This is a genomic window from Pseudofrankia coriaricola (assembly GCF_001854805.1).
Classification (GTDB): domain Bacteria; phylum Actinomycetota; class Actinomycetes; order Frankiales; family Frankiaceae; genus Pseudofrankia.
Window position 1 is genome coordinate 1 of sequence record NZ_MBLO01000052.1, and the last position, 26305, is coordinate 26305.

The following is a 26305-nucleotide window of genomic DNA, read 5'->3' on the forward strand; positions in this document are numbered from 1 at the left end:
AGAACCCCGATTCTCCCTGCGCGGCAGGCACCTGTTCTCTTACGACGATCTACAAGACCCCAACATCAACGCCCAACTGGCGGATGTAGGTCAGAGGCTCGGACCACGGATCGCGTTTTGCTGGCGAGGTGCGCCCGTCCGCGCATGGCACATCCCGGGCCGACCGGCCAAACCGCCAGCCGATGAGCAACACAAGGGAGACAGGTGGCGCCAGCCTTACCTGCGGTGCCAGGAAAGCTGTCACCCTCCGTGCACCATGCCGCCAGACGTGACCTCGGCATCGCGGCCGGGTTGCGGCGACGCTATGCATAGCCGAGTGGAGGAAAAATGACCTTGGCCGAGTATCGAAGAGGCCGTGATACGCGCACGGCGCGCGTCAGTGTGTTAGCGGCACGTCATGGGATGCGGCGATTGCTTCCGTCGCTGCCGGCCACTGCCACGCTGCTGGCGGTCGCCCTGGCCGCCTGCGGGTCGAGTGGCAGTTCCAGTGCTGCCTCATCGACGCCTACACCGCAACCTGTCAGGACCGACGTCGGTAAGGCGCTGCAGATCAGCAGCGCGCCTACCGCCGGTCCGGCCTGCGCGACAACCGCGGCCGGCGCCTTGATGGTGACGGCGGACTGTGTGGATCCGAAGCTCAGTCAGCCTTACGTTGACAAGGACGAGCACCGGACCGTCCCCGACCGGGACAACAAGGTCTCGGTCGATGTCCGCTACGTGCACGGCGGTTTCAAGGACACTAACTCGAAGTTTTCGTTCTACTTCCCGGAGAAGTATCAGGGCCGGTTCTTCGAGTTCACCTACCCGACGGTCTCGGTCGAGGACGCCCAGCCGCAGAACGTTGTCTTCGCCGCCCTCAACAACGCCTACGTAGTGTCGACGAACAATGACGGCGGCCTGCCGGGGGCCGGCGAGCTCGGTGGTTACCGGACCGACGCGGCGTCGGCGAAGTTCTCTCGGGTCGTGGCCGCGCAGGTGTACGCCGACTCCAGCCGTCCCCGTGGCTACATCTACGGCCCGAGTGGTGGCGCCTACCAGACGATCGGCGCGATGGAGAACACCGACGGCGTCTGGGACGGCGGCGTGCCGATCGTGCCGGGGACCCCGAACTCGATCCCGTCCAACATGACCAGCGAACTGCTCGCGCTGCGCGTTCTGCGTGACCAGCTTCCGCGGATCGCCGACGCAATGGAGCCCGGCGGCAGCGGGGACCCCTACGCGGGGCTGAACGCCGATCAGCGGGCGGCGCTTCGCGAGGTGACCAGGCTCGGGTTCCCACTGCGCGGGTGGTGGGACTGCGCGGGCCTCGACGGCGGAGCGTTCTTCCAGGTGGGTGGCGGTGTCCGTGCCGTCGACGCGACGTACGCCGACGACTTCTGGAGCAAGCCCGGGTACGCAGGCTCCGACCCATCGGTGCGGGCCGCCCGGGTCCAGGCCGACGCCACCGTCTCGGCGGTCGTGGGCTCACCAGCCAGCGGACTGACGCTCGCCCAGGTGCCGGCCGGCGACCTGACCTACGCAGATCTCATCGTCACCAGCGGCGCCGCCGCCGGAAAGACGCTGTCGATCCTGAGCGCGAAAGGGAACGACGTCACCTTCGTGCGGGGGTCAGACAACGCGGTGACCGCCGAGATCCGTCCCGGGGACCACGTGCGCCTGGACAACTCGTGGACGGTCGCGCTCGAGTACTACCCGCGCTACCAGCTTCCCTCGCCCGACATGTACGGCTGGAACCAATACCGCGACGCCTCCGGCAAGCCCCTCTACCCGCAGCGCCCGACACTCGCCGGCACCATCTTCACCAAGGCCACCGCCGGCTCGATCTCGACCGGCAAGTTCCACGGTAAGATGATCATACTCGGCTCCGTACTGGACGCCGAGGCCTACGGCTGGTCGGCAGACTGGTACCGCGAGCGGGTGCAGGCCGACCGGGGCTCGAAAACGAGCGACAACTACCGCATCTGGTACATGGACAACGCCGGCCACACCGGGCCGCCCACCACGGCATCCCTGGACCACCTCGTCAGCTACGGCGGCGAACTCAACCAGGCGCTGCTCGACCTGGACGCCTGGGTCACGGACGGCACCCCGCCGCCAGCCAGCACCGACTACCACATCGACGCCGACACCCAGGTCCAACTCGCACGCACCGCCACGCAGCGCCACGGCATCCAGCCGCTCGTCACCCTGAACGTCACCAAGCTCGGCGACAAGGGCATCACCCCCGCGGTCACGGCGAACGCGGCACAGGGCCAGCAGGTCACCCTCACCGCACACGCCCAGGCGCCCTCGGGCGTCGGAAAGATCACCAAGGTCGAGTGGGACTTCGACAGCACGGGGAACTTTTCGGAAACCTCCAAGGTCGACAAGCCCGCGGGCGACCTGACGGTGACCACCACGCACACCTTCACCAAGCCAGGCACCTACTTCGCGGTCACCCGGGTCACCGCCCAGCGCAACGGCGACCAGAACACGCCCTACACCCTGATCCAGAACCTCGCCCGGGTCCGCATCGTCGTGAAATAGCGTGAAGGGTGCGGGCCGCGCAGTGTTGGTCGCGGTAGCGCGTGTAGGAGTGCGGTGAGCAGGGGGCTGTCGGCGGGTTGGAACTGGATGCGTTGGCCGTCGGGCTGGCGTTGGACCACGGTGATCTGGTGGCGCAGGGTGAGGATCTCGATGTCCTTGTCCCGGTCGCCGCGGGGTGGCAGGCGCAGTAGCGCGAAGACGTTCGTGACTCCGAGGTAGGTCAGCCGAAGCAGCACGAACCGGCATCCCGGCGTAGCCGGGGGCCGTGCCGGGCGGAGGCCGGACGCTGGATGGGTCACGAGCAGTCCTTACTGCTGCGGCTGCCCTGACCAGCGCGGATGGGATTCTCGGCACGCACTGGGCCGGCGCGTCCGCTACCAGCTGCTGCTGGAGGACGAGCTGTCGGAGCTGCTGCTGCTGGAAGACGAGCTGTCGGAGCCGCTGCTCGACCAGGAGCTGTCCGAGCCGCTAGAGCTCCCGCTGTCGGAGCCGGCGTGGGAGTCCCAGCTATGACTGTGATGGCCGTGGTGGTGGTCACCGTGATGGTGCCCGTGCGGGCCGTGGTGCCAGCCGTGGCTCGGGTGGCCGCTGTGCTCGGCGTGGCGCCGGTGGTGGTCGCCGGGGTCGTGGTCGTCGTGGCCGCCGCCAGCCTCGGCGCCGGCGGCCGGGCCGAACCAGTAGGAGAAGTCATTGTCCAGGCGGCTGCCCCGGCCGGAGGAGGCGGAACCCGACGATCGGTGCCACCCCGGACCGACTGGCAGCCCCAGCTGTTGCAGCCTGGCGCGCATCAGCCGTGGCAGCAGCAGGAAGACCGAGGACATGAGCACGATCATCGACACCGCGATGATCGGCCCCAGCAGGAAGAGCTTGTCGGTCGGGAGCAGGAAGGCGGCGGTGAAGATCCCGCCGATGACGACCAGCACCTCTGTGACCAGAAGCGCGAACAACCGTGGCATGTCCCTGTTGTAGAGCAGGCAGGTGCGCTGACGTCGGCAAACGACGGCCGGGCGACAGTCGCCCGGCCGTCAGGCGACGGCGGGCAGGTGCCGCGGACGCCCCTCGTGGCGGCGAACGAGCCGTCGGGAGGGGACCGGCGGGCGGGGACGAGTGCGCCCGCCGGGCGGGGCCTTGAACATGCAGGTAAATGCTTGGCGTGACCGAGACCGGAGGGGCGGACAGGGCAGGGGCGGACCGGGTCTTCGAGGCTGTGGGGCTCCAATATTCGGGTTTCGGCCTGGGAGCTGGACTTTTGCCCGCGCCTTCGTGACCATCTTTGGGGGGTGCTGTCAGGCAGTGTTGCGGTACTCGTTGATCAGGCCGCGGAGGACGCGAGTGCGCTGGACGGTGGACCCCACGGCCGGCGCGGTTTCGGCCGGCGGGTCAGATGCGTGTTGGCCGAGTGAGCGGTGGGGTCGGTGGGAGTTGAAGTGCTCGGCGTAGGTGTCGAGGACCGATGTCAGGTGCTGGTCGGAGATGATCAGTAGCCGGTCGGTGCATTCGCGGCGGACGGTGCCGACCCAGCGTTCTGGTGGGGCTGTTCCTGCGGCCGGCTCAGCCGGCGGCCGGCGCCGAGCCGGCGGCTCCGCAACTGGCGCCGCGCTGGCGGATCGTTCTGCCCGGCGCCCCAGCGGCGGCGGTGCTGTCCGACCGGGGCGGCCGGTTGAGAGCGTTCCGGGCTGTGGAGACAAGTTCGTTTGCGGCACGGATCCGTCTCATCGTGGAGGGCTGGGCCCAGGTATGTTTCCCGACTCGTTCGACGACCCGGTGCGGCTAGGAACCGCCTGGTTGGTCGGCGTGGATGGGCGGGTCGGGGTGATAGACGACGAGTGTGCCTGCTTGTTCGCGTTTCGCCGTGTACATCGCCAGGTCGGCCTGGTGGAGCAGGATGTCGGGGCTTGCTGGCCGGGCGCCGTCGAGGGTGACAAGACCGAGGCTGGCGCGCGGGATGTAGGTCCGGCCCGCTAGCTGACAGGGCGCCTGGACCGCGGTGGCGAGCCGCTCGGCGATGCGGCGCGGGCCGTCGGGGCCGTCGCCGTCAAGGATGACGGCGAACTCGTCGCCGCCGAGGCGGGCGACGGTGTCGGCCGCGCGGGTTCCGGCCTGCAGCCGCCCGGCGCTGATCCTGAGGAGTTCGTCGCCGGCGGCATGCCCGAACACGTCGTTGACCCGCTTGAAGTGGTCAAGGTCCACGAACAGGACGGAGACGGCAGTCTCCTGGCTGGTGGGCGCACCGCGGCCACCGGACTCTGTGCCCGAACGGTCAGGGCCGGAGCTGACCGCCCGCTGCAGCCGCCGGGTGAACAGCGCCCGGTTCGCCAGGCCGGTCAGCGGGTCGTGAAACGCCTGGTAGTGCAGCTGGCTCTCGCGTTCCTGGACCTCGGCGAGCAGGCGGGTGTTCTCGGCAAGGGTGAGCATCTGCCGGGCGAGTGCCAGCACTAGCAGAGACACCATGCCGTATGCCTCGAACCGGTCGAGCATCGCGCCTGTCGCCAGCTTGCCGAGGATCACCAGGCCGGCCGCGGCGAGCACGGCATAGGGGAGTGCGGCGTGCGCCCACGTTGCTCGCGGACGAGGCGGGGCCGGGCCGTCGCGGTATGCCGGGGCTGGAACGGGCACCAGCGCGGCGAGGGCTATCAGCAGGAAGGCGACGAGGAACATCAGGCTCCACGACGGAAGGTCGTAGCTGCCGTGCGCGACGCGGTAGACGACGACGTTGTTCGTGAGTCCGTGGATCAGCAGGCCCACACCCAGCAACGCCAACGTCGCCGGGGACCATGGCCTGCGGAAACTCGCGATCAGCAGGACAGCCGCCGCCAGGATCAGCACGGCCGTTTGTTGGACTAGGGCGAGTAGGAACTGTGAGATGTCGGGCGCGCTCGCCCGGGTGACCGCGCCCAGCACCGTCGCCCACTCCAGCAGGACGACCGAACCGACGATCAGTACGCAGTCCAGCATGGTGATCGCGTGCCAACGAGCCGGGCCACCCCCCCGCTCGCCCCCGCCTCGGCCTTCCGCCGGGTAGGTGGGCAGGGAGAGCAGGCCCGCCAAGGCCAGCCCGTAGAAGCCAACAAGGATCGGATACGCCGACGTATGGGCGGCCGGCGACCTGCCCCTCAGCAACGTCACCGCGGTGGCGAGGCCGGCGACCGCCGAGCCGGCCGCCATCACACCGATGAGCACCCGCCATCGCCGGTCGCCGACGGCGGCCCACCGAACGCTCCAGAAGGACGCCACCGCGGCAGCGACCTCAGCGACGAAGGTGAGGAACACCGTGGCAGTCAGGCCAGAACGCGGGCCCAAAAGCGCTACGAGCACGCCCGCGACCCCGACAAGCACCACAGAAGCCACCACAGCGCAGAGGAACCGCGGCCTGTGGCCCGAACCGGCCGAACGTCGGCCTGGCACAGCGCCCCCGAGAATGCGAAGTCCTACCATCACTCCCCCACACCAGCCTATCGTAACCATCCAAACTCGGACAGCGACGGCCCGGCTGTGACGCCACGTCGAGCCAAGGCGCTTCACCGTCGTCAGCCCCGTGTGAGGTAGGCGTGGGTCGCGGCGTGGGCGAGGGTGCTCTGGGTGGCGATGGTGAGCCCGAGGCGGTTCCAGTGCGAGTCCACGATGGAGGTGAGGACGTCTGTGAGCTCGCAGGTGAGGTGGCCTGTGGCGGTGGCGTCGGCGAGGCGGCTGCCCGCGGTCGCGTAGCCGTCCCGCCAGGATGCGAACGTCGCGAGGTCGCTGGCCGGCTCGGCCAGGACAGCGAGCAGTTCGGCGCCGAGCCGGCGGGCACTGGTTGGGTCGGGGGTGGGCCGGGTGGCGGCGAGGCGGGTGTACAGGTCGCGGCGGGTGGGCCGGTCGAGTCCGGCGGCTTTGAGCAGGGTGTCCAGCAGCATGGCGGACAGCTCGGGTCGTCGGAGGGGTGGGTCGTCCTGGCGGAGGTGGGCGAGGATCGCTTCGCTGTCGGCGCGGTCGTGCGTGATCTTGGTGCCGGTCAGTCCGCCGAACGGGTGGGGGTCCGGTTCGTAGATCTCGGGCACCGTGGCGGCGAGGTCACCTGTGCGGGCCAGATTGCGGAACAGTCGCCTGACGGCGAGCGGGTCGGCGCGGTGCAGGTAGAGGTTCCAGGCGGGATGTCCCCGGGTAAATCACCAGCCGACCCGGCCGCGGCCGGTGCGTAGCGTGTCGAGTGCCGGTGCCACGAGGGTTGCCATCGTGTGTTCGGCCTGGTGCTGGCCGGCGAAGGTGATGTGGACGGCGCACCAGCGGCTCGCCGACTGCTCTTGTAGCGCGGCTTTCCCGCCCGCGTGGTAGACGCCGAGGGCGGCCTGCAGGTCCGCGGCCGGCAGGCCGCTGCGCGCCGCCACGTCAGGGAGATCCTCACCGGCGAGGACAGCGCGCACGGCATCCACGAGCTGACCCGGCGGTGCCGCAGGCAGGTGATGAGTGGTCATATCTCCCCCGAGAAGAGATCCGGTCGCAACAGGGCGCGAGATCAGAGCGAGCCCCATTCGGGTTTGCGGCCGACGGCGGCGTAGCAGGACACGTCGGCGTCGGTCAGGATGCTGTCCGCTGCCTCGTCGTGGGGGCGCCAGCGGTGCGCGACCTCGACCCCGGGGGAGACCATGTCGAGGCCGGTGAAGAAACGTTCGACCTCGTCGCGGCTGCGGGCTTGGGCGGGGATGCCACGGGCCTGGTAGATCGCTGCGGCCTTGTCGGCCTGCTCGGGGGCGAAGTCGGCGGTGGCGTGGGTGAGCGTCAGGTAGCTGCCGGCGGGCAGCGCGTCGAGCAGCGTCGTGACGATGCCGTAGGGGTCGGCGGTGTCGGGGATGAAGTGCAGGATCGCGATCAGGGACAGCGCAACCGGGCGGCTCAGATCGAGGGTGTTGCGTACCTCCGGGGAGGCGAGGGTCTTCTCCGGGTCGCGTAGGTCGGCATCCAGGTAGGCGGTGGCGCCGCCCGTCCGGCTGGTCAGCAGAGCGCGGGCGTGCGCCAGGACGAGCGGATCGTTGTCGACGTAGACCACCCGGGCATCAGGGGCGACCGACTGGGCGACCTCGTGCAGGTTCGGCGACGTCGGGATGCCAGTACCGACGTCCAGAAACTGGCGGATCCCCGCCTCGGCGGCCAGGAACCGGGTCGCACGGACCAGGAACGCCCGGTTGCACCGGGCCACGGTTGGTGCCTGGGGGAAGTCGTTCAGGACCAGCTCGGCGGCCTCCTGATCGGCGGGATAGCTGTCCTTACCACCCAGGTAGTAGTCGTACATGCGCGCCGAATGGGGCCGGTCCATATACAGTTCCGTGCCCGACGCGTTCGATTCTGGAGAGCCCGATGCCATGGCTTAACTGATCCTTTTCAAGGCGTGTTTTAAGGGTCGATAGAAGTGGTCGAGATCTCGGTTTGTGGCGCTGTTCCTGGCTCTAAGGTTGGCCATCATCACGAATGGGATGCGAATGGCGGGAGGTGGTCCGAGGTGCGCGACGAGTGGCGGATCGTCGAATGTCTACAGTGTTTCGACTGGCGAAGAGAAGGTGGGTTGGCTCGTGATTCTTTGTCGCTGTGGTCACGGCCTGGAGTCGGCCGGGACGGGCGGCGGAGCGTTCCGTATGTGTCCTGACGGGACACGACCTGGGCGCGGGCTGACGCCTGCGAGGAGGCCGTCGCGGGTCCGTCGTAGCAGCGCCAGGTCATGGACGGCCGGAACGTCGCCGACGGTGAGGGCCGTCGGGGTCCGGCGGGGTAGAGGCTGCGATCCGTCGCCGCGGTCGGCATCGGGCCCGTCATGGTCCAACGCGGCCCGCACCACCTTGCCCGGCCCGGTTTCGGTGCTGTAGTAGTCCCAGGTGGCGACCAGGGCTGCGCGAAGATCGCCGAGGGTGGCGGTCGGTCACTCTAGGTGGCTAGGAATTGGAGTGCCCGGTTGCGGTCTGCGGCGATGTGTTCGAGTGCTTCCTTGACTTTTTTGACGCCGTGGAGCCGAAGGAGGCCGAGAGCGAGATTGCGGAGGATGGCGAGGTTTCGTGGGCCGTTGCCGAGGTGAGCGCGGCAGGCGTCCTCTTGCCAGGCGGTGTCGCGGATGTAATGTACGCGGTTCTCTATTCCCCAGTGCAGGCGAACGTGGGTGTGGATTGCGGCTGGGGCGGCGCGGCCCCCGCGCAGGTTGGTGATGATGAAGGCGTACTCCCTGGTGAGACGGTTACCTTCGAGGTCGAATTCGTCGCGGCGGATGACGGCGATCGTCCGAGCAAACGGGAAGCGGATGTCCTCGGCGGTGGTCGTCCAGGTGGTCCACCGCTTGATGCGCCCGTGTGAGCGTTCCTCTTCGTCGTGGCCCGGTGTTTGCTGGAGAAGAGGCAGGCAGCGCTCGAAGACCTGCCGGTAGAGGGTGGGCTGGTTCCTTTTGACGGTTAGGACGTAGTCGATACCGCRTTTGTGGAGCAGGATGGCGGTCCTGAACTGGGTGTGGGCGGCATCGGCGGTGGCGATGGTTCGTCCGCGCTTGTGTTTGAGGATCTTCACCAGGTTCTCGACCTGGGTGGTCTCGTTCGTGTCGTCGGGGACCTGGGTCTGGGCGACGACGACACCTTCTCCGTGGATCATGGCGGCGAACAGCTTGACCTGCTTGTTCCCGGTGGTCCAGGCGCCGCGCAGGACCTTGCCGTCCAGCGAGATCACCAGGTCTCCGTCGTGGTCACGTGTCGCGCATTCGTGCAGCCAGACGCCGACGAGGAGGTCCAGCAGGTCCGCGTCGACATTCGTGAGGACCTCCCGGATAGTGGACTCGCCCGGCGCCACGTATGCCGCGCGGAAGTAGTCGTAGGGTGCACCGATCTGTGCGAGCAGACGTTGTGGAAGGTCGCCTGACCGTCTGCCGATCTGGCGGTAGTTCGCGGCGCCAGCCAGTGTGGCGACGACCGCGACAGCGAGTACGAAATGGAGGTCGTACATCTTTCCGCGGGCCGCACGGAAATCTTTCACCTGACGCAGCATCTCGAGAAGTCGACTGGCTTTGTTCTCGCCGGCCTGGTCATGGCCGCTCGACAGAGCGGCGCCGGTCTGGCATGATGGCATGCGGTGGCCTTCTGGTCAGGGGTTCTGTTTGGTGGAACTTTCATTATCCCGAACAGGAGGCCACTTCTGTAACAACGACATGCCAGGTTTCAGATAATTCGGCGGCCAAGGCTCGCCAATCGCGGTCCAGCAGATTTCCCGGGTCGGCACACGGCATGCCCGGCTCGATCTACTGAGGCGAATCTCGATCGAAGTGCGCGGGGATAGGACTGACGCGCGCTATCCCGTCTACCGCATCCGAATGCTTCCGCGAGGCAGCTACGTGACGTAGCCAATCATAACTCTGGGCGACCTTCGCGCAGCCCTGGGTGGCGACTGCGTCGATGAGGTGAAGTCCGCGTCCCGTCTCGGTCAGCGGGTCGGTGGCACGGTGGGCTGGGACACCGGGCGCCGCGTCGAAGACTTCAATCGTGAGTCGTCGTCCGGTGTCGGTGAGACGGATCGCGATCCAGTCGAGATAGTGGTCCGGACCGCCGGCCCGGGCTGCCTTGCAGGCGTTCACGGCGTTGGCGACCAACTCCCTGTTCACGAGCCGCGCATCGTCCAGAAGCAACAGCAGCCGCCAGCCCGACAGCGTCGCCTGTGCCTGCCGACGGGCGACGGCCTGCGCGGCCTGTGTCGCGGCCAGCCATCGTACGACCGACCGTGTCACCTTCACCTCGTCACGCACCGTCGGCCGTGGCGGCACGCCGACGGGCAGGGCCTTTGTCGCTGCGCTGGCAGTTGATAGCTCCGGTGTGCGAGGCGATCCGGAGGGCAGTCGATTCGGGTCGCGACCCTCGGGAGGTTCGATGCGGGTCATGAAAGGACGCTCCGGGGCGAGGGAAGGGGCCGCAAGTCGATACCGCTTGGCTCGGCGAAGGTGATCGTCTGGGCTCAGGGGGGCGCCTCGTCGCCAGTGCTGCCGCTTGGCGTGCCACCGTTCTTGCTCGACGTGTCCACCACACATCCCTGGTCGCTGTGGCCCGCATCGGCTGTCGCCGGCAGGGCCCGGCGCACGATCCTCGCCGGCCCGATCAGGAAACCCGGCCTCCGGCGCGGGCGGTACCGTCCACGGCCCGTCCAATGGCAACCAGCCGATGACGGAAGGTAGCGGCCTCCGATAGCCTCATCCTGGGGGTTTGAGTCATCCGCAGTCTGATCAGTCCGGAGGGGTTGCGTGCCGATCAGATCGGTGTTCTTCGACGTGGGCGAGACGATCGTGGATGAGTCCCGGGAGTACGGGACGTGGGCGGATTGGCTAGGGGTGCCTCGGCACACGTTCTCGGCGGTGTTCGGTGCCGTGATCGCGCGTGGGCTGGACTACCGGGAGGTATTCCAGGTGTTCCGGCCCGGGTTTGACCTTGGGTTGGAGCGGGAGCGGCGCGCGGCGGCCGGGCAGCCGGAGTCGTTCGGTGAGGAGAACCTGTACACCGATGCGCGGCCCTGCCTGGCAGCGCTGCGCGCGGAGGGTCTGCTGGTCGGCTTGGCGGGCAATCAGACCGCCCGCGCTGAGGGCATCCTGCGGGCATTGGATCTCTCCGTCGATGTGATCGGCACGTCGGACGGCTGGGGTGTGGAGAAGCCATCGGCGGAGTTTTTTCACCGCGTCGTCGTCGAAGCGGGTTGCCTGGCTGGGGAGGTGCTCTATGTCGGTGACCGGCTCGACAATGACATCCGCCCCGCGCAGGCCGTTGGTATGGCGACCGCTCTCATCCGTCGGGGCCCGTGGGGCCACATCCTTGAGGACCCCGCAGTCGCCGACCGCTGCCTGTTTCACCTCGACTCTCTGACCGACCTACCGGATCTGGTGCGCAAGCACAACGAGGCGAACTGACGCTCCGCAGACGGGAGGTCACGATGCTGGTGACAGTGCTCTGATCTGTCGATGTGTCGACCGTGCTTGCTGTCTCCCAGCAGTGGCCGGACCGCGCGTACGCGGTCCATCCCGGTCGCGTACCAGTCGGTGGCGAGCGTTTCGACCGCTTGGCCAAGATAGTCAGCGACGCGGTCGCCATCCCGGCCGTGTGCTCCGGCAAGATCGGCGAGGATGACGCTGCGCTGCTTGCTTCCCCGAGCGCCGAGTTGGTCAGCCGCTGCGGCCAGTCGGCGGGCAGCTTCCCGATGATCACCTGTTGTGAGGGCGGCGTAGCCGGCGAAGGAATCGAGACGGGTCGCGTCGTAGAAGTCGAACCATGCGAGATCGCCGGCGTCGTCGGGCAGCGATGCTTCGGCGAGGTCGATCTGGTGGCGGCTGGTTGCCGGGGCGCCGTTTCTGGCTTCGATCTCGGAGGACACGCAGTGCAGCCAGGATCGGACGATGGGGTGGACGCCGTGCCAGCAGTGCTGGAGCGCGGCGGTGATCAGGTTTCGCGCGCCGTCAGGGTCCTGGGTGAAGCCGGGGATGAAGGCCATGTGGCCGAGGACTGTGGCGGCGAGCGCGTGGTCGCCGGTCTCCTTGCTGGCGGCGAGGGCGACTTCGTAGCAGCGGGTGGCGACGGCGGGCTGGCCGAGGTCAAAGAAGGCGAGGCGTCCGGCGAGCAGCGCCGACTGGACCAGCCCGGCGGCGAGAGCAGCGCGTTGCGTGCCGCGAGTGCCGCGTACCAGTGCGACGCCCAAGTGGGTGTGCGCGAAGGACGCCTCGAAGAGCGGACGCGGAGGGCTGTTCCAGTAGAGCTCTCGCTGACCGTTCGCGATTTTCGTGTAGGTCTCGGGGTCCACCTGGGAAGATCCAGCGTGCGGGTCGCCCTCGGCCGATGTTACGGACAGCAACGGGCTAAGCAGGGGTAGCGCCCCCGCTCCGAGCAGCGCGCGAAGGACGGTGGCCCGGTCCCAGTTCACGTCGCCGGCCGCGCCAGACGGCATACCATCCACCCTCCCCATCGTGACGTCAGGGCGCATCGTTAGCTCGGCTGGCGTGAGCAGGCCGAGTTCGCTCGCGGGCTTTCCGAACACGGTCACCAGGTGTTTGCGGTAACGAGGCTCTGGGCGTCGCTCGCCGGTCTCCCATCGCCTGACCGTGTTGGCGCACAGACCGGTGTACGTCTCACCGGCGTGATCCATCTCTATGCCGACACGGCGGGCGACCTCGTCGTGTGACCAGCCACGTTGGAGTCGTTCCCAGGCCAGATTCCGATTCGGGGGATGACGGTTACTCGCCACGCCGCACCTCCAACGCCTTATCGGGCAGGTGTCGTCGACCAGGATGAAGCTATCGGACGCTGCTACCTTCCGTCATCGGCTGGTTGCCATTGGACGGGCTGTGGCCGGTACCGCCCGCGCCGGTGGCCGGGTTTCCTGATCGGGCCGGCGAGGATCGTGCGCCGGGCCCTGCCGGCGACAGCCGATGCGGGCCACAGCGACCAGGGATGTGTGGTGTACACGTCGAGCAAGAACGGTGGCACGCCAAGCGACAGCGCTGACGGCGATGAACAGGGCTTCCGGCCCGCTGGGCCTGCGGCGGCAGTCCGATGAACCGGGCGATGGTCACCGGCGCGGCCGGCTTCATTGGATCCCATCTCGTCGAGAACCTGGTTGCCCGAGGAGTCACGACCGTCGCCGTCGACTGCTGCAAGGTGGCACGGTCGCGTTTTCCGGTCGAGTCCGTCAGACCTGGCTGTGGCTGGAAGCAATGTGGTGCGGCTGTGGGGCGGTCGCTGACCGGCCTCCTGCCCAGTCTCGGCGTACGTCCGCCTGAGATAGGGAGCACGATGGCTACGGACACCCGAAGAGGACGTCCGTCGCCGGTTCTAGTTGCGGGCAGAAGGTGGCCTGGTCAGAGAGGGGACGGAGTCATCCCCCCCAGGGGGAAATTGATGTCCCCCCTGTCATCAGTCACCTGCGGCGTGTGTCATACATCGAGCTCTCCTCCCACGGCTCCCTGACAGAGAAGCTTCCCAGGAGCTGCCATGATCCGTGGACCGGTGTTTCCGACGTTCCAGAGTGCCTATCTGGCGGTGCTCGCTGAGGTTCGGAACAATCCCGAGTATTCGACGAGCACACGTGGGAAGACGGCGGTGGAGTTCGCGAACGTCAGTTTCACGATCGCTGATCCGGTCGATCGCACACCCTACCTTGCGGCCCGCAGGACCAATGTGGTCTTCAATCACGCGGAGACGCTGTGGTATCTCACCGGCCGCGAAGACCTCGAGATGGTCGCGCACTACGCGCCCGCGCTAGAGAAGGTGTCCGGCGACGGCCGTACCCTCACCGGCACGGCGTACGGGCCGCGTCTGTTCCGTCCGGGCGGTCCGGACAGGCGGAGCCAGTTCGAGCGGGTGCTCGACCTGCTGCACGCGGATCCCGACAGCAAACGCGCCGCGATGCCGATCATGCGTCCGGACGAACTCGTCGACCCCGACAACCCTGACGTGGCCTGCACCATCGCGCTGCAGTTCATGCTTCGGGACGACCGGCTCCACCTGACGGCCTACATGCGGGGCAACGACGCGGTCATCGGCCTGCTCGGCGACACCTTCGCGTTTACCCTCATCCAGGAGCTCGCCGCACGGCGGCTGGGCGTAGGCGTGGGCACCTACACCCATCACGTCGGCTCGATGCATATCAACGTCCGTTCAACGTCCGTGATCTGCCTCGGGTCGACGCGATGCTGGCCGAGCCGTCGAGTCCGACGTTCGAGGCCGCGGCGATGCCGCCCACGAGCGACGCGGCGCTCGGTCAGGTCGCCCGCTGGGAGCAACGCCTCCGCACGAACGAAGCCGCGTTCACCCCAGGCGACGGCGGCGAGATGGATCTCTACTGGCGTCAGGTGGTGGCGCTGTTCGAGGTCCACCGGCAGATCACCTATGGCGAAGGTCGGGCGATCGCCGCCGAGACGTTGGCCATGCTGCGGCCTGGGCATCGGTGGCTGGTCGAACAGCGCTGGCCCTCGCTGGTTCCGTCCTCGGCCGACCGGTGACCGCCGTCGACTGGACGGCCTGGTCGGTTGTCCTGCTCAAGCCGGACTGTGTGGCCCGGGACCTCGTGGAGGAGGTGCTGGGCTGGATTGCCGCCGAGGCGACGATCGTCGACCAGCGGATCGTCCTCCCGTCCGAAGATCAGATATTCGCGCACTACGCCGACCTGCTCACGACCCGCCGTGCCTACTTCACCTGGGTCGACGTGCCGGCCGACCTGCGCCGCACCTACGTAGGCCAGAGCGTCGGCATCGCGCTCGCGCATGGGCCCGACGTCGCGCGCCGGCTTCGCGAGCTGATCGGCTCCTTCGACCCGTCCCGCGCCGGCGACCAGACCGTCCGCGGCTACTTCGGAACCGACTCGTTCCGCCAGGCCAAGTCCGAAGGCCGCCTGATCGCGAACATCATTCACACCTCCGACGACCCCGCCGGCGCCGAACGCGAGTTCCAGATCTGGTACGGCGCCACCAACGTCCACCTGCTGGACCCCACCGCGCTGGAAGGAAGGACCCAGCCATGACCCTCGGGCCGCTAGACCTCGCCGCTGGACCTCGCCACCTGCCCCACATGCCGGACGCCGACCGGGCATCCCTCGATCCGTACATGGCACTGATCGTCGGCTACCGAAAGTCAGGCCTGTCGCTCAACCACATCATCGGGTGCCCGCTCGACTGCGGGTACTGCGTCCGCCACTTCTGGGGCAACTTCGAGGCCAAGACGCCCCAGCTGCTCTGCTCCACCGACGAGGCCATCGAGCAGCTGGTCGGCCACCCGGCCTTCCGACCGGGCGTCACACCCCTGCAGCTGTTCAACAAGGCGACCGACCCGTTCCTACCTGGCGTCAAGCCTCACCTGTTCTAGGTCCTGGAGGCGCTCGACGACCTCGGCTACACCAACCACGTCCTCGTCATCACCCGGTTCCACGTCGGCGAAGACGACATGGCCAGGTTGGAGAACCTGAAGCATGCCCGGGTCACGCTGCTATTCACGTACTCCGGCATCACCGACGGCCGCGTCGAACCGATCTCCAAGAGCGACATCACCGTCCGCTCCATCCGGATCGCCGCCGAGCACAAGCGCCGTACCGGCGTCCTCCTCTACTGGCGGCCCATCGTGCCTGGCTGGAACGACAGCCCCGACACCATGGCCCAGGTCCTCGACGTCGCCCGCGACGTGGACGCCATCGTGTTCACCGGCTACTACCACAAAGAGCAGAACGCCCACTACCTCCGCGAACTCGGCGTCGACGTGCCATACGCCGACGGCTACGCGCGCCGCAAGGTCATGCCCGACGGGCTTGACGCCCGCGTCGTCGCGGCCTGGCAAGCTAGCGGGACGACCACGCCGCTGTTCCGTAAGACCTCCTGCGGGGTCGCCTACGCTCACAGCGCCCCGGACTACAACGGTCACCGGGGCGTCCGGGAGCTGTGTGACATCTGCCCGGCAGCCCAGGTGCGGCGCTGTGTCGAGGACTACTCCGAGCCCACCGTCGAGCAGGTCGACACCGTGCTCGCGCAGCTCGGGTACGAGTCTGACTACGTGATCGAACCGGGACACATGTGGACCCACGGCCTTGGAGAACAGTGGCGTTACGCTGTGCAGCACACCTTGCGCCATCAGATCTGGGAACTCGACCAGCCGCACCACCTGCACGCCCACGGCCGGTCGCTGCTCGGGCATACCGTCGACCCGGCCCAGAGCGAGGCTTTCCGGACCGTTCGGGCTCAGTTCGAACGAGCCGCACGGTACGAGGATGACTAGCCACCCCCGGAGAGGTCCGGCCCGATGACCGCCCAGCCCTGGCACCAGACGCTCCTCGTCGCGCTCGACCTTGAGGGCACCGGAGCCCAGGACCGCGACGACGAGGCGATCCTTGAGGTGGCAGCGGTGCCGCTGCACGACGGCCATCCAGCTCTCCCGGAAGCGTTCGCGACGCTGGTCAACCCCGGGCGCCCGGTTCCGCGGCGGCCGTGGATCTCCCCCGGGATCAACGACGAGACCCTGCGTACCGCGCCACCCTTCGACCGCATCGCGGCCGAGCTAGCCGCGCGGATCGACGGCCGGTGGATCGTCGGCCACAACGTCGGCGTCGACTGGCGGCTCCTCCGCCGGTACCTCCCGAGTGTCCGGCCGGCGGGACTGCTGGACACGCTCGCGCTCGCCCGGGCCGCCGGCATCGACGGCGGCAGATCACTTACCGCTCTGATCAACCAGGCGGGCCTCGACGGCGGGCTGCGCCTCGCGCTGCCTACCGGACAGCCGCACCGGGCGCTCTGGGACGCGACCGCCGCGGCGTGCCTCCTGGCTTGGCTCGTGGCGAGGTGCTGGCCGCAGCGCTGCCCCACGGTCGACGACCTGCGCATGCTCGCCGGGATCGAGGTCGCTCCGCCGTCGGAGCAGACCAGCCTGTTCTGAGCCCTCGGGACCGCTGAACGACTCGATGACGCATCCCCTCGGACGCGGTACCCGCTCAGTTCGAGCGGGCCGTCAGGCAGCCTTGGGTTCGGGGCCTGGATGGGGGACGCCGGCCACGCGACCCCATGTGTCCAGCATCCGGACGATCTGCCCAGTGACTAGGTCGATGTCCCAGCCAACGTGGGGAACAACGACTCGACCATGCAGACCGCGGCGAGCGGCGCCGCCATCAGCCGCTGCGCCGCACCCTCGGCCCTGAGACCCGGCAGCACCTCCGTCATGTTCCCGTCTCCGGGGCGGGTGTCGACGAGGTGCTGGGCCAGGCCGTGGGGGCGGCTGTGGGCAACGGCCGACAGCGACTTGTAGTACACGTCACCCATGGCCGAGTTGTCCCGTCCCAGCGCATGTGGGGTGCAATTGGACGGTCAGGGGCGCTGAGCTGCGCGGACGAGCACGTCGGGGATCATGACGGGCATGGTGTCGACCGTGGTGTTCTTGCTGGTGCGCAGGCTTCTCGGCGTCGTCGGGCTGGGTTTCCGGCCTGACGAGAAGGACGTCGAGATCGCCGTCCTGCGCCACCAACTGACCGTGCTGGGTCGTCAGGTCGCTCGGCCGCGGTACACCCCGTCCGATCGGATGCTGCTGGCCACCCTCGCCCGGCTCTTGCCCCGCCCGTGCTGGTCGGCCTTCCTGGTCACACCCGTAGCCCTGCTGCGCTGGCATCGAGACCTCGTCCGGCGCCACTGGACATACCCGCAGCGCCGTCGTGGTCGCTGTCTCGAGGATGCGACCGTGCACCTGGTGCTCCGGCTCGCCCGGGAGAATCCTCGGTGGGGCTATCTGCGGATCGTCGGGGAGTGCCGCAAGCTCCAGGTCCGGGTCTCGGCTACCTCCGTGCGCAACATCCTGCGCCGTCACGGCCTTGGCCCGGCCCTCGCCGCGGCGGCGGTCCGAGCTGGTCGCAGTTCCTGCGCGCCCAAGCCCGAGGCGTGTTGGCCTGCGACTTCCTCGTTCTTTAGGTTGGTGGTGGTCCGGCCATGTCTGGCTGGTAGATGACCAGTCTGCCCGCCCGCTCCTGCTTTGCCGCATACATGGCCAGGTCGGCTTGGTGGAGCAGGAGGTCCGGGCTGGCCGGCGCGGCGGCGGGGTCGAGGGTGGCCAGGCCGAGGCTGGCTCGGGGCGTGTAGGGCCGCCCTGCCAGCAGGCAGGGCGCCTGGACCGCGGCTGCGAGCCGCTCACCGACCCCGCGGGGACTGCCGGGGCCGCCGCCGTCGTCGAGGATGACGGCGAACTCGTCCCCCCCGAGCCGGGCGACGGTATCCGCCAGCCGCGTGCCCGCCCGCAGCCGCTCCGCGCTGATCTTGAGAAGCTCGTCCCCGGCGGCGTGCCCGAAGGTGTCGTTCACCTGCTTGAACTCATCCAGGTCCAGGAACAGGACGGACAGCGGCTGGGCGTCACCGACGTAGCCCGTGTCATGAACATCGTGCCCGAGTGCCTGCTGCAACTGCCGGGTGAACAGCGCCCGGTTCGCCAGTCCGGTCAACGAATCATGGAAGGCCTGGTGATTCAGCTGCCGTTCCCGTTCCCGGACCGTGGCCAGCAGCCGGGTGTTCTCGGCCAACGTGAGCATCTGCCGGACCAGCGCCAGCAGCAGCAGCCCGGTCATGCCGTACGTTTCGAGCCGGTCGAGCCGGTCGCCGGTTACCAGCTTGGCGAGAACCAGCAGCCCAGCCGCGCCGAGCACGGCATAGGGCAGGGCCGCGTGTACCCACATCGCCCGCGGGCCCGGCGAAGCAGCAGGGGGGTCGAGCCGCGCGGAGGGCCGGATCGGAACGAGTGCGGCAAGGAAGATCAGCAACCAGGCGACGAGGAACCCGATCAGGATCCCCGGCGGAAGATCGAGCCTGCCCTGCGCGACGTGGTAGACGTGGGCGTTGCTGGTGAGCGCATAGGCCAGCAGGCCCCCGCTGAGCAACGCCAACACCGCCGGGGAGCGCGGCTGGCGGAAGCTCGCGATCAGCAGGACCGCCGCGGCCAGGATCAGACTGGCGACGAGGTGGGCTAGTGCGAGCAGGAACTGCATGAGGTTAAGTCCGCCGGTGTGGACAAGCACGCCGAGCACCGTTCCCCACTCCAGCAGGACGATCGAACCGACGATCAGGAGGCAGTCCAGCAGGGTGATCGCATGCCCGCGGTACGGCCTGCCCACACTCCCACCCCGGCCCTCCACCGGGTGGGTGGGCAAGGACAGCAGACCCGCCAGCGCCGCCGCATAGGTAGCGAAGAGGACGGCATACCCCGAGGACGCTTGGGAAGCGGGAGAGCCACCGTCCAGCAATATCACCGCCGTTCCGGCGCTGGCGAGCATCGCGCCGCCAGCGGTCAAGCCAATGAGCACCCGCCAGCAGCGCTCCGCCCCGCGAACCCGCCGAACGGTCCAGAAGCAGGCGACCGCGGCGGCGCCTTGGACGGCGGCGTTGACGAGAACGACGGCGATTCGGGCAGGCTGCGCGTCCAGCAGCACCACGAACGCGCTGCCCAGCCCAAGGAGCACCAAAGAGGCGCCGACGGCACACCGGAACAACCGTGGCGTCAACCCCACGGCGGTCGAACGCCACGGACTCGACAAAGCGCTGACGACACTGCGGAGTCCGAACATCACTCGAATCCCCTGGCAAGAGCTTAGCGCAGCCATCCGGACTCGCGCAGTGAGAGCCGGGTGCGAAGGCTGAGGTCGGCTCAGGCCACGGGGTCAGGGTGGCCCGGCCGGTTCAGGCGGTTTGGGTAGAGCCCTCCCGGGAGAACAAGTCGACGATGCGGTCATCGATGCCGGGTAGCTCGGCGAGCAGGTGCCGTTCGTGGTCGGGATCGTGCTGCGTCGCGGCGCGCAGCGGGCGTAGGTCACCCTGTGAAGGCCCGGCGGGCTGGCCTTGAGTCGGCGGGGGAGGAGCTGGGCGAGGCTGGCCAGCAGCATCCGGTCGGACGGCAAAGCCGAACAGTCGACAGTGGCGATGCGCGGCGAGCCAGCCGGGCGGAGGTGGCCAGACCCACGAGTCCCAACCCATGAGCGGTCGTAGTCGGCGCACTAGCCTGCGTCTATGCAACTACAAGGCGCGGACGCCGAGGACGACCTCTCCGCGGCCCGCACCGGTACGGCCACGCGCCAGGCGTTGCTGGTGACGGCGGAGCGGATGTTCGGCGACCTCGGTATCGACGCCGTGTCTCTGCTGGCCATCGTCAGAGAGGCCGGACTGGGTAACAAGAACGCGATCCAGTACCACTTCGGCAGCAAGGAAGGGTTGATCAAGGCGATCATCCGCTCCAGGGCCGAGCGGATCGAGCAGCGCAGGGCCGAGCTCTTGGTGGACGCCGCGGCGGCGGGACGGCTGTCTGACGTCGGGACGCTCGTCGAAGCGATGTTCCTGCCGGTCGCCGACCAGGTCGACGCGGCCGGCCAGTACACGTTTGCCCGGTTCCTGCTGCAGTTCCTCAACCATCCTGGTTTCCCGGAGGCGATCCCCGGGCCGATGGAGGTTCTCGAGAACCAGCCGGTCACCAGCCAGCTGAAGGTGCTGCTGCATCGGGTCCTGCCGCATCTGACTCCGGAGTTGATCGACTGGCGGGTGATGATGGAGCTTCGCCTGCTCGTCAGCTGCCTGGTCGGGCACGAGAAGGCGAACGAACATCTGGGCGTGTCGTTCACCCGAGAGCAGCTCGTCCAGGAAAGCCTGAACATGGTGGCGGCCGGACTTGCCGCCCCCGCCTACGCCGACGGCGCCGACCTCGCTCGCGCCCGATCGGGTGCGGCCGGGTCCTAACGACGGAATCGCCGCGGAGCGAGGCGGCGTACCCGACGGATGACGACTTGTCGGCGTGGACGGCTCCGCGCACTTTGAAGTCTGCCCGTCGCGTTCTCCGGCCCGGCGCGGTCCTCGCCACGCTGGTGATCGGCCTCGGCGTGACAGCTCCCGCCTACCCCCGCCGGAGGCCCTGCTCGGCGCGCGGCGATCGACCTGAGTCTGGTCGACGTCTGAGCCGTCGCGACCTCCGAGCGCGAGCGGCGAGCCGAAGCGACTGGCGGTCCATGGCTGGACGCCCAAAGGGCCAGATCAGCGGGCCAGCTCGACAGGTTTCCCTTGATGAGTCGAGCAACCCTATGTTTAAGTAGCACGACTGACCAAAACGGTCGTTCTACTGAAAACCTGGGGAGATCGTCTTCATGGCCACACGCTTCACCACGCCCTTCGGCCGCGAGAGCACCAGCGACGATGTCCTCGCGGGCGTCGATCTGTCCGGTCAGCGGGCGGTCGTGACGGGGGCTACGTCCGGCATCGGCACGGAGACCGCGCGGGCTCTGGCCGCGGCCGGTGCCGAGGTAACCGTGGCGGTGCGAAACGTCGAAGCCGGCAAGCAGGTCGCCGCCCAGATCGCGGCCTCGACCGGAGGCGCCACGGTGAACGTCGCTCCGCTGGATCTCGCCGACCGCTCGACCATCGACGAGTTCACGAGCAGCTGGCGGGGCCCGCTGCACATGCTCGTCAACAACGCCGGCGTGATGATGCTGCCCACCCGGCAGCTCACGCGAGAAGGCGTGGAGTACCACTTCGGCGCCAACCACCTTGGCCATGTGGCGTTGACGCTCGGGCTCTATGCTCCGCTCGCCGCCGCCGGGGGCCGGGTAGTCAGCGTCACTTCCGACGCGCACGCGCACGCCCGCGGCGTCGTGGACTTCGACGACATCAACTTCGACCGCCGCGACTACAACGGCGGTCTCGCCTACGCCCAGTCGAAGACGGCCAACGTGCTGTTCGCCGTCGAGCTGAACCGCCGTTGGGCCGAGGACGGCGTGACCGCCAACGCCGTGCATCCCGGCCAGATCCGGACCAAGCTGCAGCGCCACGTCGAGGCCATGGACCTCCCCGCCGAGGTCAGGGCCGGCATGGACCGGCTGCCCTGGCGCAGCACCGAGCAGGGCGCGGCCACGTCGGTGCTGCTCGCGGCCTCGCCGCTGCTCGAGGGCATCGGCGGTCTGTACTTCGAGAACTGCAACCAGGCGATCGACTTTGACACCGAGAACCCGCCCGCCGAGTTCGACGCTCCCGGCGTCGGGAGCTGGGCGATCGACCCCGAGACCGCGACACGCCTGTGGCGGGTGTCGCTCAAGCTGCTCGCCGGCTGAGCCGCGCCTCCAACGATCCCGAGCAGGTACTCATGCAGCCGCTTTTCTCCGTCAACTCCCACATCGTCGACCCGCCTGATCTCTTCGAGGGGCGGATGCCGGCGAAGTTCGCCGACCAGGCTCCGCGCTACCAGGACAGCGACTTCGGCGGGTTCTGGAAGTTCGAAGACCACATGTCGTTCCTGCACCGGACGTGCTGCATGGCGGGCGCCAAGGACGAGGCGAGCTGGCGCGCCGACGTCGAGGGCTTCAACACCCTCGCCAGGCGCGATCAGCTCCGGCCTGGCTGCTACGACGCCACCCAGCGGGTCGCGGACATGGACATCGACGGCGTGGCCGTCGCGGCCAGCACCTCCGACCCGGCGGGGATGGGGTTCGGCGGCGACCTGTTCGCCAAGACCACGGACCAGGAACTGGGCTTCGCGGCCCTGCAGGCCTGGAACGACTGGTACCACGAGGAGTGGATCTCGGCCGCGCCCGATCGGCTCGTCCCGGTGGGCTACACCTGGTACCGCGACCCGGAACTCGCCGCCCGCGAAGTCGAACGCAACGCCGCGCGCGGGTTCCGGGCAGTCGCCATCCGCAACCCGGCCGATCTCGACGAGCCATGGTTCGGCACCGGCCACTGGGATCCGCTGTTCCGCGCGTGCGAGGAGACCGGGACGGTCGTCGTGCACCACACCGACTCGTTGCCGTGGTGGCCGAAGCGGGGCGGGCCGGCCGGGAACGCCTACCCGTACGGCATGGGCCTGACCATCTACCAATCAGGTGCGACCGACTTCTGCGCCCAGATCCTCTGGGGTGGTGTGGCCACCCGGTTCCCGGGCCTGAAGATCCTGGTCGCCGAGTCCGGCGGGTCGTGGCTGCCGCACTTCGTTCGCCGGCTCGACTGGAACCTCGGCCACTCGCCGCTCACCCGCGCCGGCTGGCCCGACCCGAACGCGACGCCACTGGAGCTCGTGGCGCGGTCGTTCGCGTTCGGCACTCAGGAGTACGACCTCATCGGTCCGTACACCGAGGAGTTCGGCCTGTCCCGGTGGCTCTTCGAGGACGACTACCCACACATCGAGTCGGTGTGGCCCAACACGCGGGCTGACTTCGCCGCCGGCACCGCCTACCTCGACGAAGCGGTCCGCCAGCAGGTCGCCTGGAAGCAGGCGGCCGAGCTGTTCCGGTTCCCACTACCGGCGAAGCTCCTCGCCGACACGACCGCACGGGGAGCCTGATGAGCGAGGCCGGGCGGCTGAAAACCGTGGGAGTCGTGACGGGAGCCGGCCGGGGCATCGGGCTGGCGTGCGCCGAGCGCATGCTCGACACGGTCGACTTACTTCTGCTCGTCGACATCGACGAACAGAACGTGACAGCCGCGGCGGCGGCTCTGTCGGCCCGAGGGGGGAGCGCGGTCGAGGCGTTCGCGCTTGACGTCACGGACGTCACGGGCCTCGATCGGCTGGCCGCTCGCGCGGCCGAGTCCGGTGAGCTCCGGGCCGTCGTGTCCGCGGCGGGGATCTCGCCGGTGATGGGGGACTGGAAGCGCGTGCTCGACGTCAACCTGGTGGCGAGCGCGCAGCTCAACCGGGTGCTGAGCCGTCATGCCACCCGTCGCACGGTGTTCGTGCACTTTGCCTCGTTGATCCCGTGGATCGGGATCGCGGCGTCCGACCCGGCGACCGACGCGGCGCTCGACGCCGCGATCGAGGACGACTTCCTCGAACGCATCCGCGCCGCACTCGGGCCCGACATCGAAAACGCCGGCCTCGCCTACGCCTGGGCGAAGCGAGGCATTGTCCGCCTGGTCAGACGCGAGGCGGTCCGGCTGGGTCCGGTCGGCGCCCGGGTCTGCTCGGTGTCGCCCGGCACGATCGAGACCCCGATGGTGGCCGCCGAGGAGGCCCAGGACATCAAGGTCGACGCCTTGGTCGAACGCACGCCGCTGGGCCGGCGGGGCCGGCCCGAGGAGGTGGCCGCGGTGGTGGCGTTCCTCGTCTCGGACGAGGCCAGCTTCGTCAACGGGACCGACGTGCTGATTGACGGCGGGGTCTGCGCCTCTTACGCCGAGCCTTCCCTGTTCGCCCGGGCAGTGAAGCAGCATTAGGGGGGAGGAGAGTAATGAAGGCGGTTCGAGGGCATGAGGGCCGGCCGGTGGTCGTCGACGTCGACGACGCGCCCGGCTGGGACGATGGCGAGCTGCTGACCATGGCCGTGGCCGGGATCTGCGCCTCCGACCTCAACTACCTGCGGCTCGGGACCCGGTTCATCCTCGGCCACGAACTCGCTGGGCGGAAGGCGGACGGGACGCCCGTGCTGGTGGAGGGCCTGTTCGGCTGTGGGGAGTGCGGCTTCTGCCGGGAGGGCCGGAACAACCTCTGCGACCAGTCCACCAGGAAGGCGCTCGGCATCATGCAGAACGGCGGCATGGTGGAGCAGTTCCGGGTGCCGGCCCACAAGGTCCTCGACCTGCCCAAGGGGCTCGACGTCTCGAACGCGTCGCTGGCCGAGCCCGACGTCACCAACGCACCCACGTAAACCGGCTGGCGAGTGACCGCCGGTAGTTCGGCCATGGTTGGGCGAACTCGGCGTCCTGCCCGACGCCATCCCGACGGAAATATCCTTCTGAATATCGTGACGTCACGGTGATGGTTCGACCGAATGTCCTGACCCATTCACGTCCCATCGGTTTATCGTGCGCACATTTCATCGTAACCACACCCCACCGAATCGAGTCGGGTTCGGTGAATGTGTCGGCCGAATTGCCGACCGTCGTGTCCTTGCGCGGCATTGTTCTTGAGCTGCGCCGTCGGCAGGAACAGGACCAGCATTTCCACGGAGCCGGGCCGTCGCCCGGCAGCTCACCTTTCTACGAAACATGACCATGAGATGAGGGAACATGCAGCATCTGATGACCCCGTCAGGCAGAGCGACGGGGAGTCGGTGGCCGCGGCGGCAGATCGGCGCGTTCTTAGCCATTCCGCTTGCCCTGCTCGTTTTTGTCGCCGCGTGCGGGTCCGACGATTCCGACACCCCCGCGACCGGGGACACGGGCGCGAACGCAGACGTGCTCGGTCCGGTGCACAGGGCGGCCGGCGAACCGGTGAAGATCGGGATCATCTCGGACGGTAAGTCGGCCGCGGTCGACAACTCGGTCCAGTTCGACGTGGCCGCCGCCACGGCCAAATGGCTGAACGAGCGCAAGGGCGGTATCGGCGGCCGGCCGATCGAGCTGGTCAAGTGCGAGACCCAGTCGGACCCCGGCAAGGGCGCCGACTGCGGCAACCAGATGATCGAGGCCGACGTCGTGGCCGTGGCCATCGCGGAGTCGTCGGTCGCCGAGAGCGTCGCGCGGCCGCTCGCCGATGCGAACATCCCCGCGATGTTCTTCGGCGTCGGAAACCCGTCGATCCTGCAGGACACCGAGTCGATGTACACCCTGGGCGACCCGACCTACACGACGCTGCAGCTGCCGATCAACCTCGCGAAGGAACAGGGCACGGACAAGGTCGCGTCGGTCGTCATCGACGTGCCCGCCGCGCTGGACCAGCAGAAGATCGCGCCGGGGGTGTACGCGGACGCGGGACTCGGCTACCAGCTCGTGACCGTGCCGCCGGGCACGGCCGACATGACACCGCAGATGCAGCGGATCGTGGACGGCAAGGCGGGCCTCGTGTTCGTCGTGGGTAACGACTCGTTCTGCATCAGCGCGTTCAACGGGCTGAAGGCCGTCGGGTACGACGGAACGGTCAGCGCGATCTCACAGTGCATCACCGACGCCACCCGCAAGGCGGTGCCGGCCGACGTCCTGCGCGGGATGGTCGTCGCGGCCGTCACACCAGCCGGTGGGAACGACCCGACCAGCGTCCTGTTCACCACCGTCATGAAGGCCTACGGCAAGGACATCGACCTCACCGCGACCAGCCCCAGGACCATGTTCATCACACTCTCGGGCCTCCAGACGGCGCTGGAAGGAATCTCCGGCGATATCACCCCGGCAACCGTCAACGCCACCATCAAGGCGATGCCGGAAAAGGCGCTCCCGGGCGCCGCCGGGCTGCGATTCCGCTGCAACGGCAAGGCCGTCGCCGGCTCACCGGCCGCCTGCGTGCGCGGCGGGCTGTCCACGACCCTGGACACCCAGGGAAAGCCCACCACGTACCAGGTCCTCGGATACTCCCCGATCACGGACTGACCAGCGGCGACCGAACGGCCGAGCTCCCGATCGGAT

The 26305-nt window shown here is 68.5% G+C and carries 27 protein-coding genes and 1 pseudogene; 16 read left to right on the forward strand and 12 right to left on the reverse strand.

The annotated features are described in order from the left end of the window. Nucleotides 1-624 precede the first annotated feature (624 nt). Nucleotides 625-2526 carry a hypothetical protein gene (locus BCD48_RS10105; RefSeq protein ID WP_349308008.1) on the forward strand — a complete coding sequence of 634 codons (1902 nt, stop codon included), beginning with the start codon at nucleotides 625-627 and terminating at the stop codon, nucleotides 2524-2526. Here the strand turns inward: BCD48_RS10105 and BCD48_RS53345 are convergent. The 9 genes from BCD48_RS53345 to BCD48_RS10140 all read right to left on the reverse strand — a co-directional run bounded on the left by BCD48_RS53345 (nucleotide 2478) and on the right by BCD48_RS10140 (nucleotide 10399). Then, complete coding sequence (locus BCD48_RS53345; protein WP_071048094.1) at nucleotides 2478-2825, reverse strand: hypothetical protein; 348 nt, start codon at nucleotides 2823-2825, stop codon at nucleotides 2478-2480. The two genes, BCD48_RS10105 and BCD48_RS53345, sit on opposite strands and share 49 nt — an antisense overlap. Before the next feature lie 75 nt (nucleotides 2826-2900). Continuing rightward, nucleotides 2901-3482, reverse strand: a complete 582-nt coding sequence (locus BCD48_RS51155) for a hypothetical protein (RefSeq protein ID WP_071048095.1) — start codon at nucleotides 3480-3482, stop codon at nucleotides 2901-2903. A 330-nt stretch (nucleotides 3483-3812) separates the two neighbouring features. Continuing rightward, nucleotides 3813-4229, reverse strand: coding sequence for an integrase core domain-containing protein (locus tag BCD48_RS53350; RefSeq protein ID WP_241841627.1), 417 nt, complete (start codon nucleotides 4227-4229; stop codon nucleotides 3813-3815). Between the two features lie 67 nt (nucleotides 4230-4296). Beyond that, nucleotides 4297-5961 (reverse strand): GGDEF domain-containing protein, encoded by a 1665-nt coding sequence (locus BCD48_RS10120; protein ID WP_071048096.1) that lies wholly within the window; start codon nucleotides 5959-5961, stop codon nucleotides 4297-4299. A 92-nt stretch (nucleotides 5962-6053) separates the two neighbouring features. Continuing rightward, nucleotides 6054-6638 carry a thiopeptide-type bacteriocin biosynthesis protein gene (locus BCD48_RS45905; RefSeq protein ID WP_083418427.1) on the reverse strand — a complete coding sequence of 195 codons (585 nt, stop codon included), beginning with the start codon at nucleotides 6636-6638 and terminating at the stop codon, nucleotides 6054-6056. 33 nt (nucleotides 6639-6671) lie between these two features. Then, on the reverse strand, nucleotides 6672-6890 hold the full coding sequence (locus tag BCD48_RS45910) for a hypothetical protein (protein WP_083418428.1): 219 nt from the start codon (nucleotides 6888-6890) through the stop codon (nucleotides 6672-6674). A gap of 128 nt (nucleotides 6891-7018) precedes the next feature. Continuing rightward, complete coding sequence (locus tag BCD48_RS10130; RefSeq protein ID WP_071048097.1) at nucleotides 7019-7864, reverse strand: SAM-dependent methyltransferase; 846 nt, start codon at nucleotides 7862-7864, stop codon at nucleotides 7019-7021. A 554-nt stretch (nucleotides 7865-8418) separates the two neighbouring features. Next, nucleotides 8419-9516: an ISAs1 family transposase gene (locus tag BCD48_RS10135; protein WP_241841629.1), complete on the reverse strand. Its 1098-nt coding sequence runs from the start codon at nucleotides 9514-9516 to the stop codon at nucleotides 8419-8421. A 250-nt stretch (nucleotides 9517-9766) separates the two neighbouring features. Continuing rightward, on the reverse strand, nucleotides 9767-10399 hold the full coding sequence (locus BCD48_RS10140; RefSeq protein WP_157910465.1) for an ATP-binding protein: 633 nt from the start codon (nucleotides 10397-10399) through the stop codon (nucleotides 9767-9769). Nucleotides 10400-10756: 357 nt separating this feature from the next. Between BCD48_RS10140 and BCD48_RS10145 the strand changes: the two genes are divergently transcribed. Beyond that, complete coding sequence (locus tag BCD48_RS10145; RefSeq protein ID WP_071048100.1) at nucleotides 10757-11413, forward strand: HAD family hydrolase; 657 nt, start codon at nucleotides 10757-10759, stop codon at nucleotides 11411-11413. Here BCD48_RS10145 and BCD48_RS10150 read toward each other — a convergent pair. Continuing rightward, entirely contained in the window at nucleotides 11353-12639 is a 1287-nt protein-coding gene (locus BCD48_RS10150; protein ID WP_491677127.1) for an NsdA family TPR-like regulatory protein, read from the reverse strand. The genes BCD48_RS10145 and BCD48_RS10150 overlap by 61 nt on opposite strands. Nucleotides 12640-13058: 419 nt before the next feature. On the opposite strand from BCD48_RS10150, the gene BCD48_RS55515 reads away from it, so the two are divergent. From BCD48_RS55515 to BCD48_RS10170, 7 genes and pseudogenes are all read left to right on the forward strand, one after another. Continuing rightward, nucleotides 13059-13460, forward strand: a complete 402-nt coding sequence (locus BCD48_RS55515) for an NAD-dependent epimerase/dehydratase family protein (protein ID WP_198543188.1) — start codon at nucleotides 13059-13061, stop codon at nucleotides 13458-13460. A gap of 24 nt (nucleotides 13461-13484) precedes the next feature. Next, nucleotides 13485-14081: pseudogene (locus BCD48_RS55520) on the forward strand (thymidylate synthase); the annotation flags it as partial. 101 nt (nucleotides 14082-14182) lie between these two features. Then, a complete protein-coding gene (locus tag BCD48_RS52135) occupies nucleotides 14183-14494 on the forward strand; it encodes a hypothetical protein (protein WP_198543189.1) in 312 nt (103 codons plus the stop codon). Next, nucleotides 14491-15012, forward strand: coding sequence for a nucleoside-diphosphate kinase (locus BCD48_RS10160; protein ID WP_116271476.1), 522 nt, complete (start codon nucleotides 14491-14493; stop codon nucleotides 15010-15012). The genes BCD48_RS52135 and BCD48_RS10160 overlap by 4 nt, the downstream gene beginning before the upstream one ends. Beyond that, nucleotides 15009-15353 (forward strand): hypothetical protein, encoded by a 345-nt coding sequence (locus BCD48_RS56480; RefSeq protein ID WP_198543191.1) that lies wholly within the window; start codon nucleotides 15009-15011, stop codon nucleotides 15351-15353. Before BCD48_RS10160 ends, BCD48_RS56480 begins: the two co-directional genes overlap by 4 nt. A gap of 78 nt (nucleotides 15354-15431) precedes the next feature. Next, on the forward strand, nucleotides 15432-16253 hold the full coding sequence (locus tag BCD48_RS10165) for a hypothetical protein (protein ID WP_198543190.1): 822 nt from the start codon (nucleotides 15432-15434) through the stop codon (nucleotides 16251-16253). A gap of 24 nt (nucleotides 16254-16277) precedes the next feature. Next, nucleotides 16278-16907: a 3'-5' exonuclease gene (locus tag BCD48_RS10170; RefSeq protein ID WP_071048101.1), complete on the forward strand. Its 630-nt coding sequence runs from the start codon at nucleotides 16278-16280 to the stop codon at nucleotides 16905-16907. Nucleotides 16908-17065: 158 nt separating this feature from the next. Here the strand turns inward: BCD48_RS10170 and BCD48_RS10175 are convergent, their stop codons facing one another. Beyond that, the gene (locus BCD48_RS10175; RefSeq protein WP_071048102.1) at nucleotides 17066-17287 is read right to left on the reverse strand and encodes a hypothetical protein; all 222 of its coding nucleotides are present in this window, start codon (nucleotides 17285-17287) and stop codon (nucleotides 17066-17068) included. A gap of 106 nt (nucleotides 17288-17393) precedes the next feature. On the opposite strand from BCD48_RS10175, the gene BCD48_RS10180 reads away from it, so the two are divergent. Continuing rightward, nucleotides 17394-17963, forward strand: a complete 570-nt coding sequence (locus tag BCD48_RS10180; protein WP_241841632.1) for a helix-turn-helix domain-containing protein — start codon at nucleotides 17394-17396, stop codon at nucleotides 17961-17963. Here BCD48_RS10180 and BCD48_RS10185 read toward each other — a convergent pair. Beyond that, nucleotides 17923-19566 carry a GGDEF domain-containing protein gene (locus BCD48_RS10185; protein ID WP_071048116.1) on the reverse strand — a complete coding sequence of 548 codons (1644 nt, stop codon included), beginning with the start codon at nucleotides 19564-19566 and terminating at the stop codon, nucleotides 17923-17925. The two genes, BCD48_RS10180 and BCD48_RS10185, sit on opposite strands and share 41 nt — an antisense overlap. A 439-nt stretch (nucleotides 19567-20005) precedes the next feature. Here BCD48_RS10185 and BCD48_RS10190 point away from each other — a divergent pair, with 439 nt between their 5' ends. The 6 genes from BCD48_RS10190 to BCD48_RS10215 all read left to right on the forward strand — a co-directional run bounded on the left by BCD48_RS10190 (nucleotide 20006) and on the right by BCD48_RS10215 (nucleotide 26269). After that, complete coding sequence (locus BCD48_RS10190; RefSeq protein WP_071048104.1) at nucleotides 20006-20725, forward strand: TetR/AcrR family transcriptional regulator; 720 nt, start codon at nucleotides 20006-20008, stop codon at nucleotides 20723-20725. Between the two features lie 401 nt (nucleotides 20726-21126). After that, nucleotides 21127-22086, forward strand: coding sequence for an SDR family NAD(P)-dependent oxidoreductase (locus BCD48_RS10195; RefSeq protein ID WP_071048105.1), 960 nt, complete (start codon nucleotides 21127-21129; stop codon nucleotides 22084-22086). 32 nt (nucleotides 22087-22118) lie between these two features. After that, nucleotides 22119-23312: an amidohydrolase family protein gene (locus BCD48_RS10200; protein WP_071048106.1), complete on the forward strand. Its 1194-nt coding sequence runs from the start codon at nucleotides 22119-22121 to the stop codon at nucleotides 23310-23312. Next, complete coding sequence (locus tag BCD48_RS10205; RefSeq protein ID WP_241841633.1) at nucleotides 23312-24181, forward strand: SDR family NAD(P)-dependent oxidoreductase; 870 nt, start codon at nucleotides 23312-23314, stop codon at nucleotides 24179-24181. Before BCD48_RS10200 ends, BCD48_RS10205 begins: the two co-directional genes overlap by 1 nt. A 14-nt stretch (nucleotides 24182-24195) precedes the next feature. Further along, on the forward strand, nucleotides 24196-24612 hold the full coding sequence (locus BCD48_RS10210; RefSeq protein WP_241841634.1) for an alcohol dehydrogenase catalytic domain-containing protein: 417 nt from the start codon (nucleotides 24196-24198) through the stop codon (nucleotides 24610-24612). A 361-nt stretch (nucleotides 24613-24973) separates the two neighbouring features. Further along, nucleotides 24974-26269 (forward strand): ABC transporter substrate-binding protein, encoded by a 1296-nt coding sequence (locus tag BCD48_RS10215; RefSeq protein WP_071048107.1) that lies wholly within the window; start codon nucleotides 24974-24976, stop codon nucleotides 26267-26269. Nucleotides 26270-26305 lie beyond the last annotated feature (36 nt).

Bases quoted from the DNA above. Each gene is read 5' to 3' on its own strand.
- BCD48_RS51155 (WP_071048095.1), bottom strand. From the start codon at position 3,482: ATGCCACGGTTGTTCGCGCTTCTGGTCACAGAGGTGCTGGTCGTCATC.
- BCD48_RS10120 (WP_071048096.1), bottom strand. From the start codon at position 5,961: ATGGTAGGACTTCGCATTCTCGGGGGCGCTGTGCCAGGCCGACGTTCG.
- BCD48_RS10130 (WP_071048097.1), bottom strand. From the start codon at position 7,864: ATGGCATCGGGCTCTCCAGAATCGAACGCGTCGGGCACGGAACTGTAT.
- BCD48_RS10140 (WP_157910465.1), bottom strand. From the start codon at position 10,399: ATGACCCGCATCGAACCTCCCGAGGGTCGCGACCCGAATCGACTGCCC.
- BCD48_RS10150 (WP_491677127.1), bottom strand. From the start codon at position 12,639: ATGGATCACGCCGGTGAGACGTACACCGGTCTGTGCGCCAACACGGTC.
- BCD48_RS55515 (WP_198543188.1), top strand. From the start codon at position 13,059: ATGGTCACCGGCGCGGCCGGCTTCATTGGATCCCATCTCGTCGAGAAC.
- BCD48_RS52135 (WP_198543189.1), top strand. From the start codon at position 14,183: ATGCTGGCCGAGCCGTCGAGTCCGACGTTCGAGGCCGCGGCGATGCCG.
- BCD48_RS56480 (WP_198543191.1), top strand. From the start codon at position 15,009: ATGACCCTCGGGCCGCTAGACCTCGCCGCTGGACCTCGCCACCTGCCC.
- BCD48_RS10165 (WP_198543190.1), top strand. From the start codon at position 15,432: ATGGCCAGGTTGGAGAACCTGAAGCATGCCCGGGTCACGCTGCTATTC.
- BCD48_RS10170 (WP_071048101.1), top strand. From the start codon at position 16,278: ATGACCGCCCAGCCCTGGCACCAGACGCTCCTCGTCGCGCTCGACCTT.
- BCD48_RS10175 (WP_071048102.1), bottom strand. From the start codon at position 17,287: ATGGGTGACGTGTACTACAAGTCGCTGTCGGCCGTTGCCCACAGCCGC.
- BCD48_RS10185 (WP_071048116.1), bottom strand. From the start codon at position 19,566: ATGTTCGGACTCCGCAGTGTCGTCAGCGCTTTGTCGAGTCCGTGGCGT.
- BCD48_RS10190 (WP_071048104.1), top strand. From the start codon at position 20,006: ATGCAACTACAAGGCGCGGACGCCGAGGACGACCTCTCCGCGGCCCGC.
- BCD48_RS10195 (WP_071048105.1), top strand. From the start codon at position 21,127: ATGGCCACACGCTTCACCACGCCCTTCGGCCGCGAGAGCACCAGCGAC.
- BCD48_RS10200 (WP_071048106.1), top strand. From the start codon at position 22,119: ATGCAGCCGCTTTTCTCCGTCAACTCCCACATCGTCGACCCGCCTGAT.
- BCD48_RS10205 (WP_241841633.1), top strand. From the start codon at position 23,312: ATGAGCGAGGCCGGGCGGCTGAAAACCGTGGGAGTCGTGACGGGAGCC.
- BCD48_RS10210 (WP_241841634.1), top strand. From the start codon at position 24,196: ATGAAGGCGGTTCGAGGGCATGAGGGCCGGCCGGTGGTCGTCGACGTC.
- BCD48_RS10215 (WP_071048107.1), top strand. From the start codon at position 24,974: ATGCAGCATCTGATGACCCCGTCAGGCAGAGCGACGGGGAGTCGGTGG.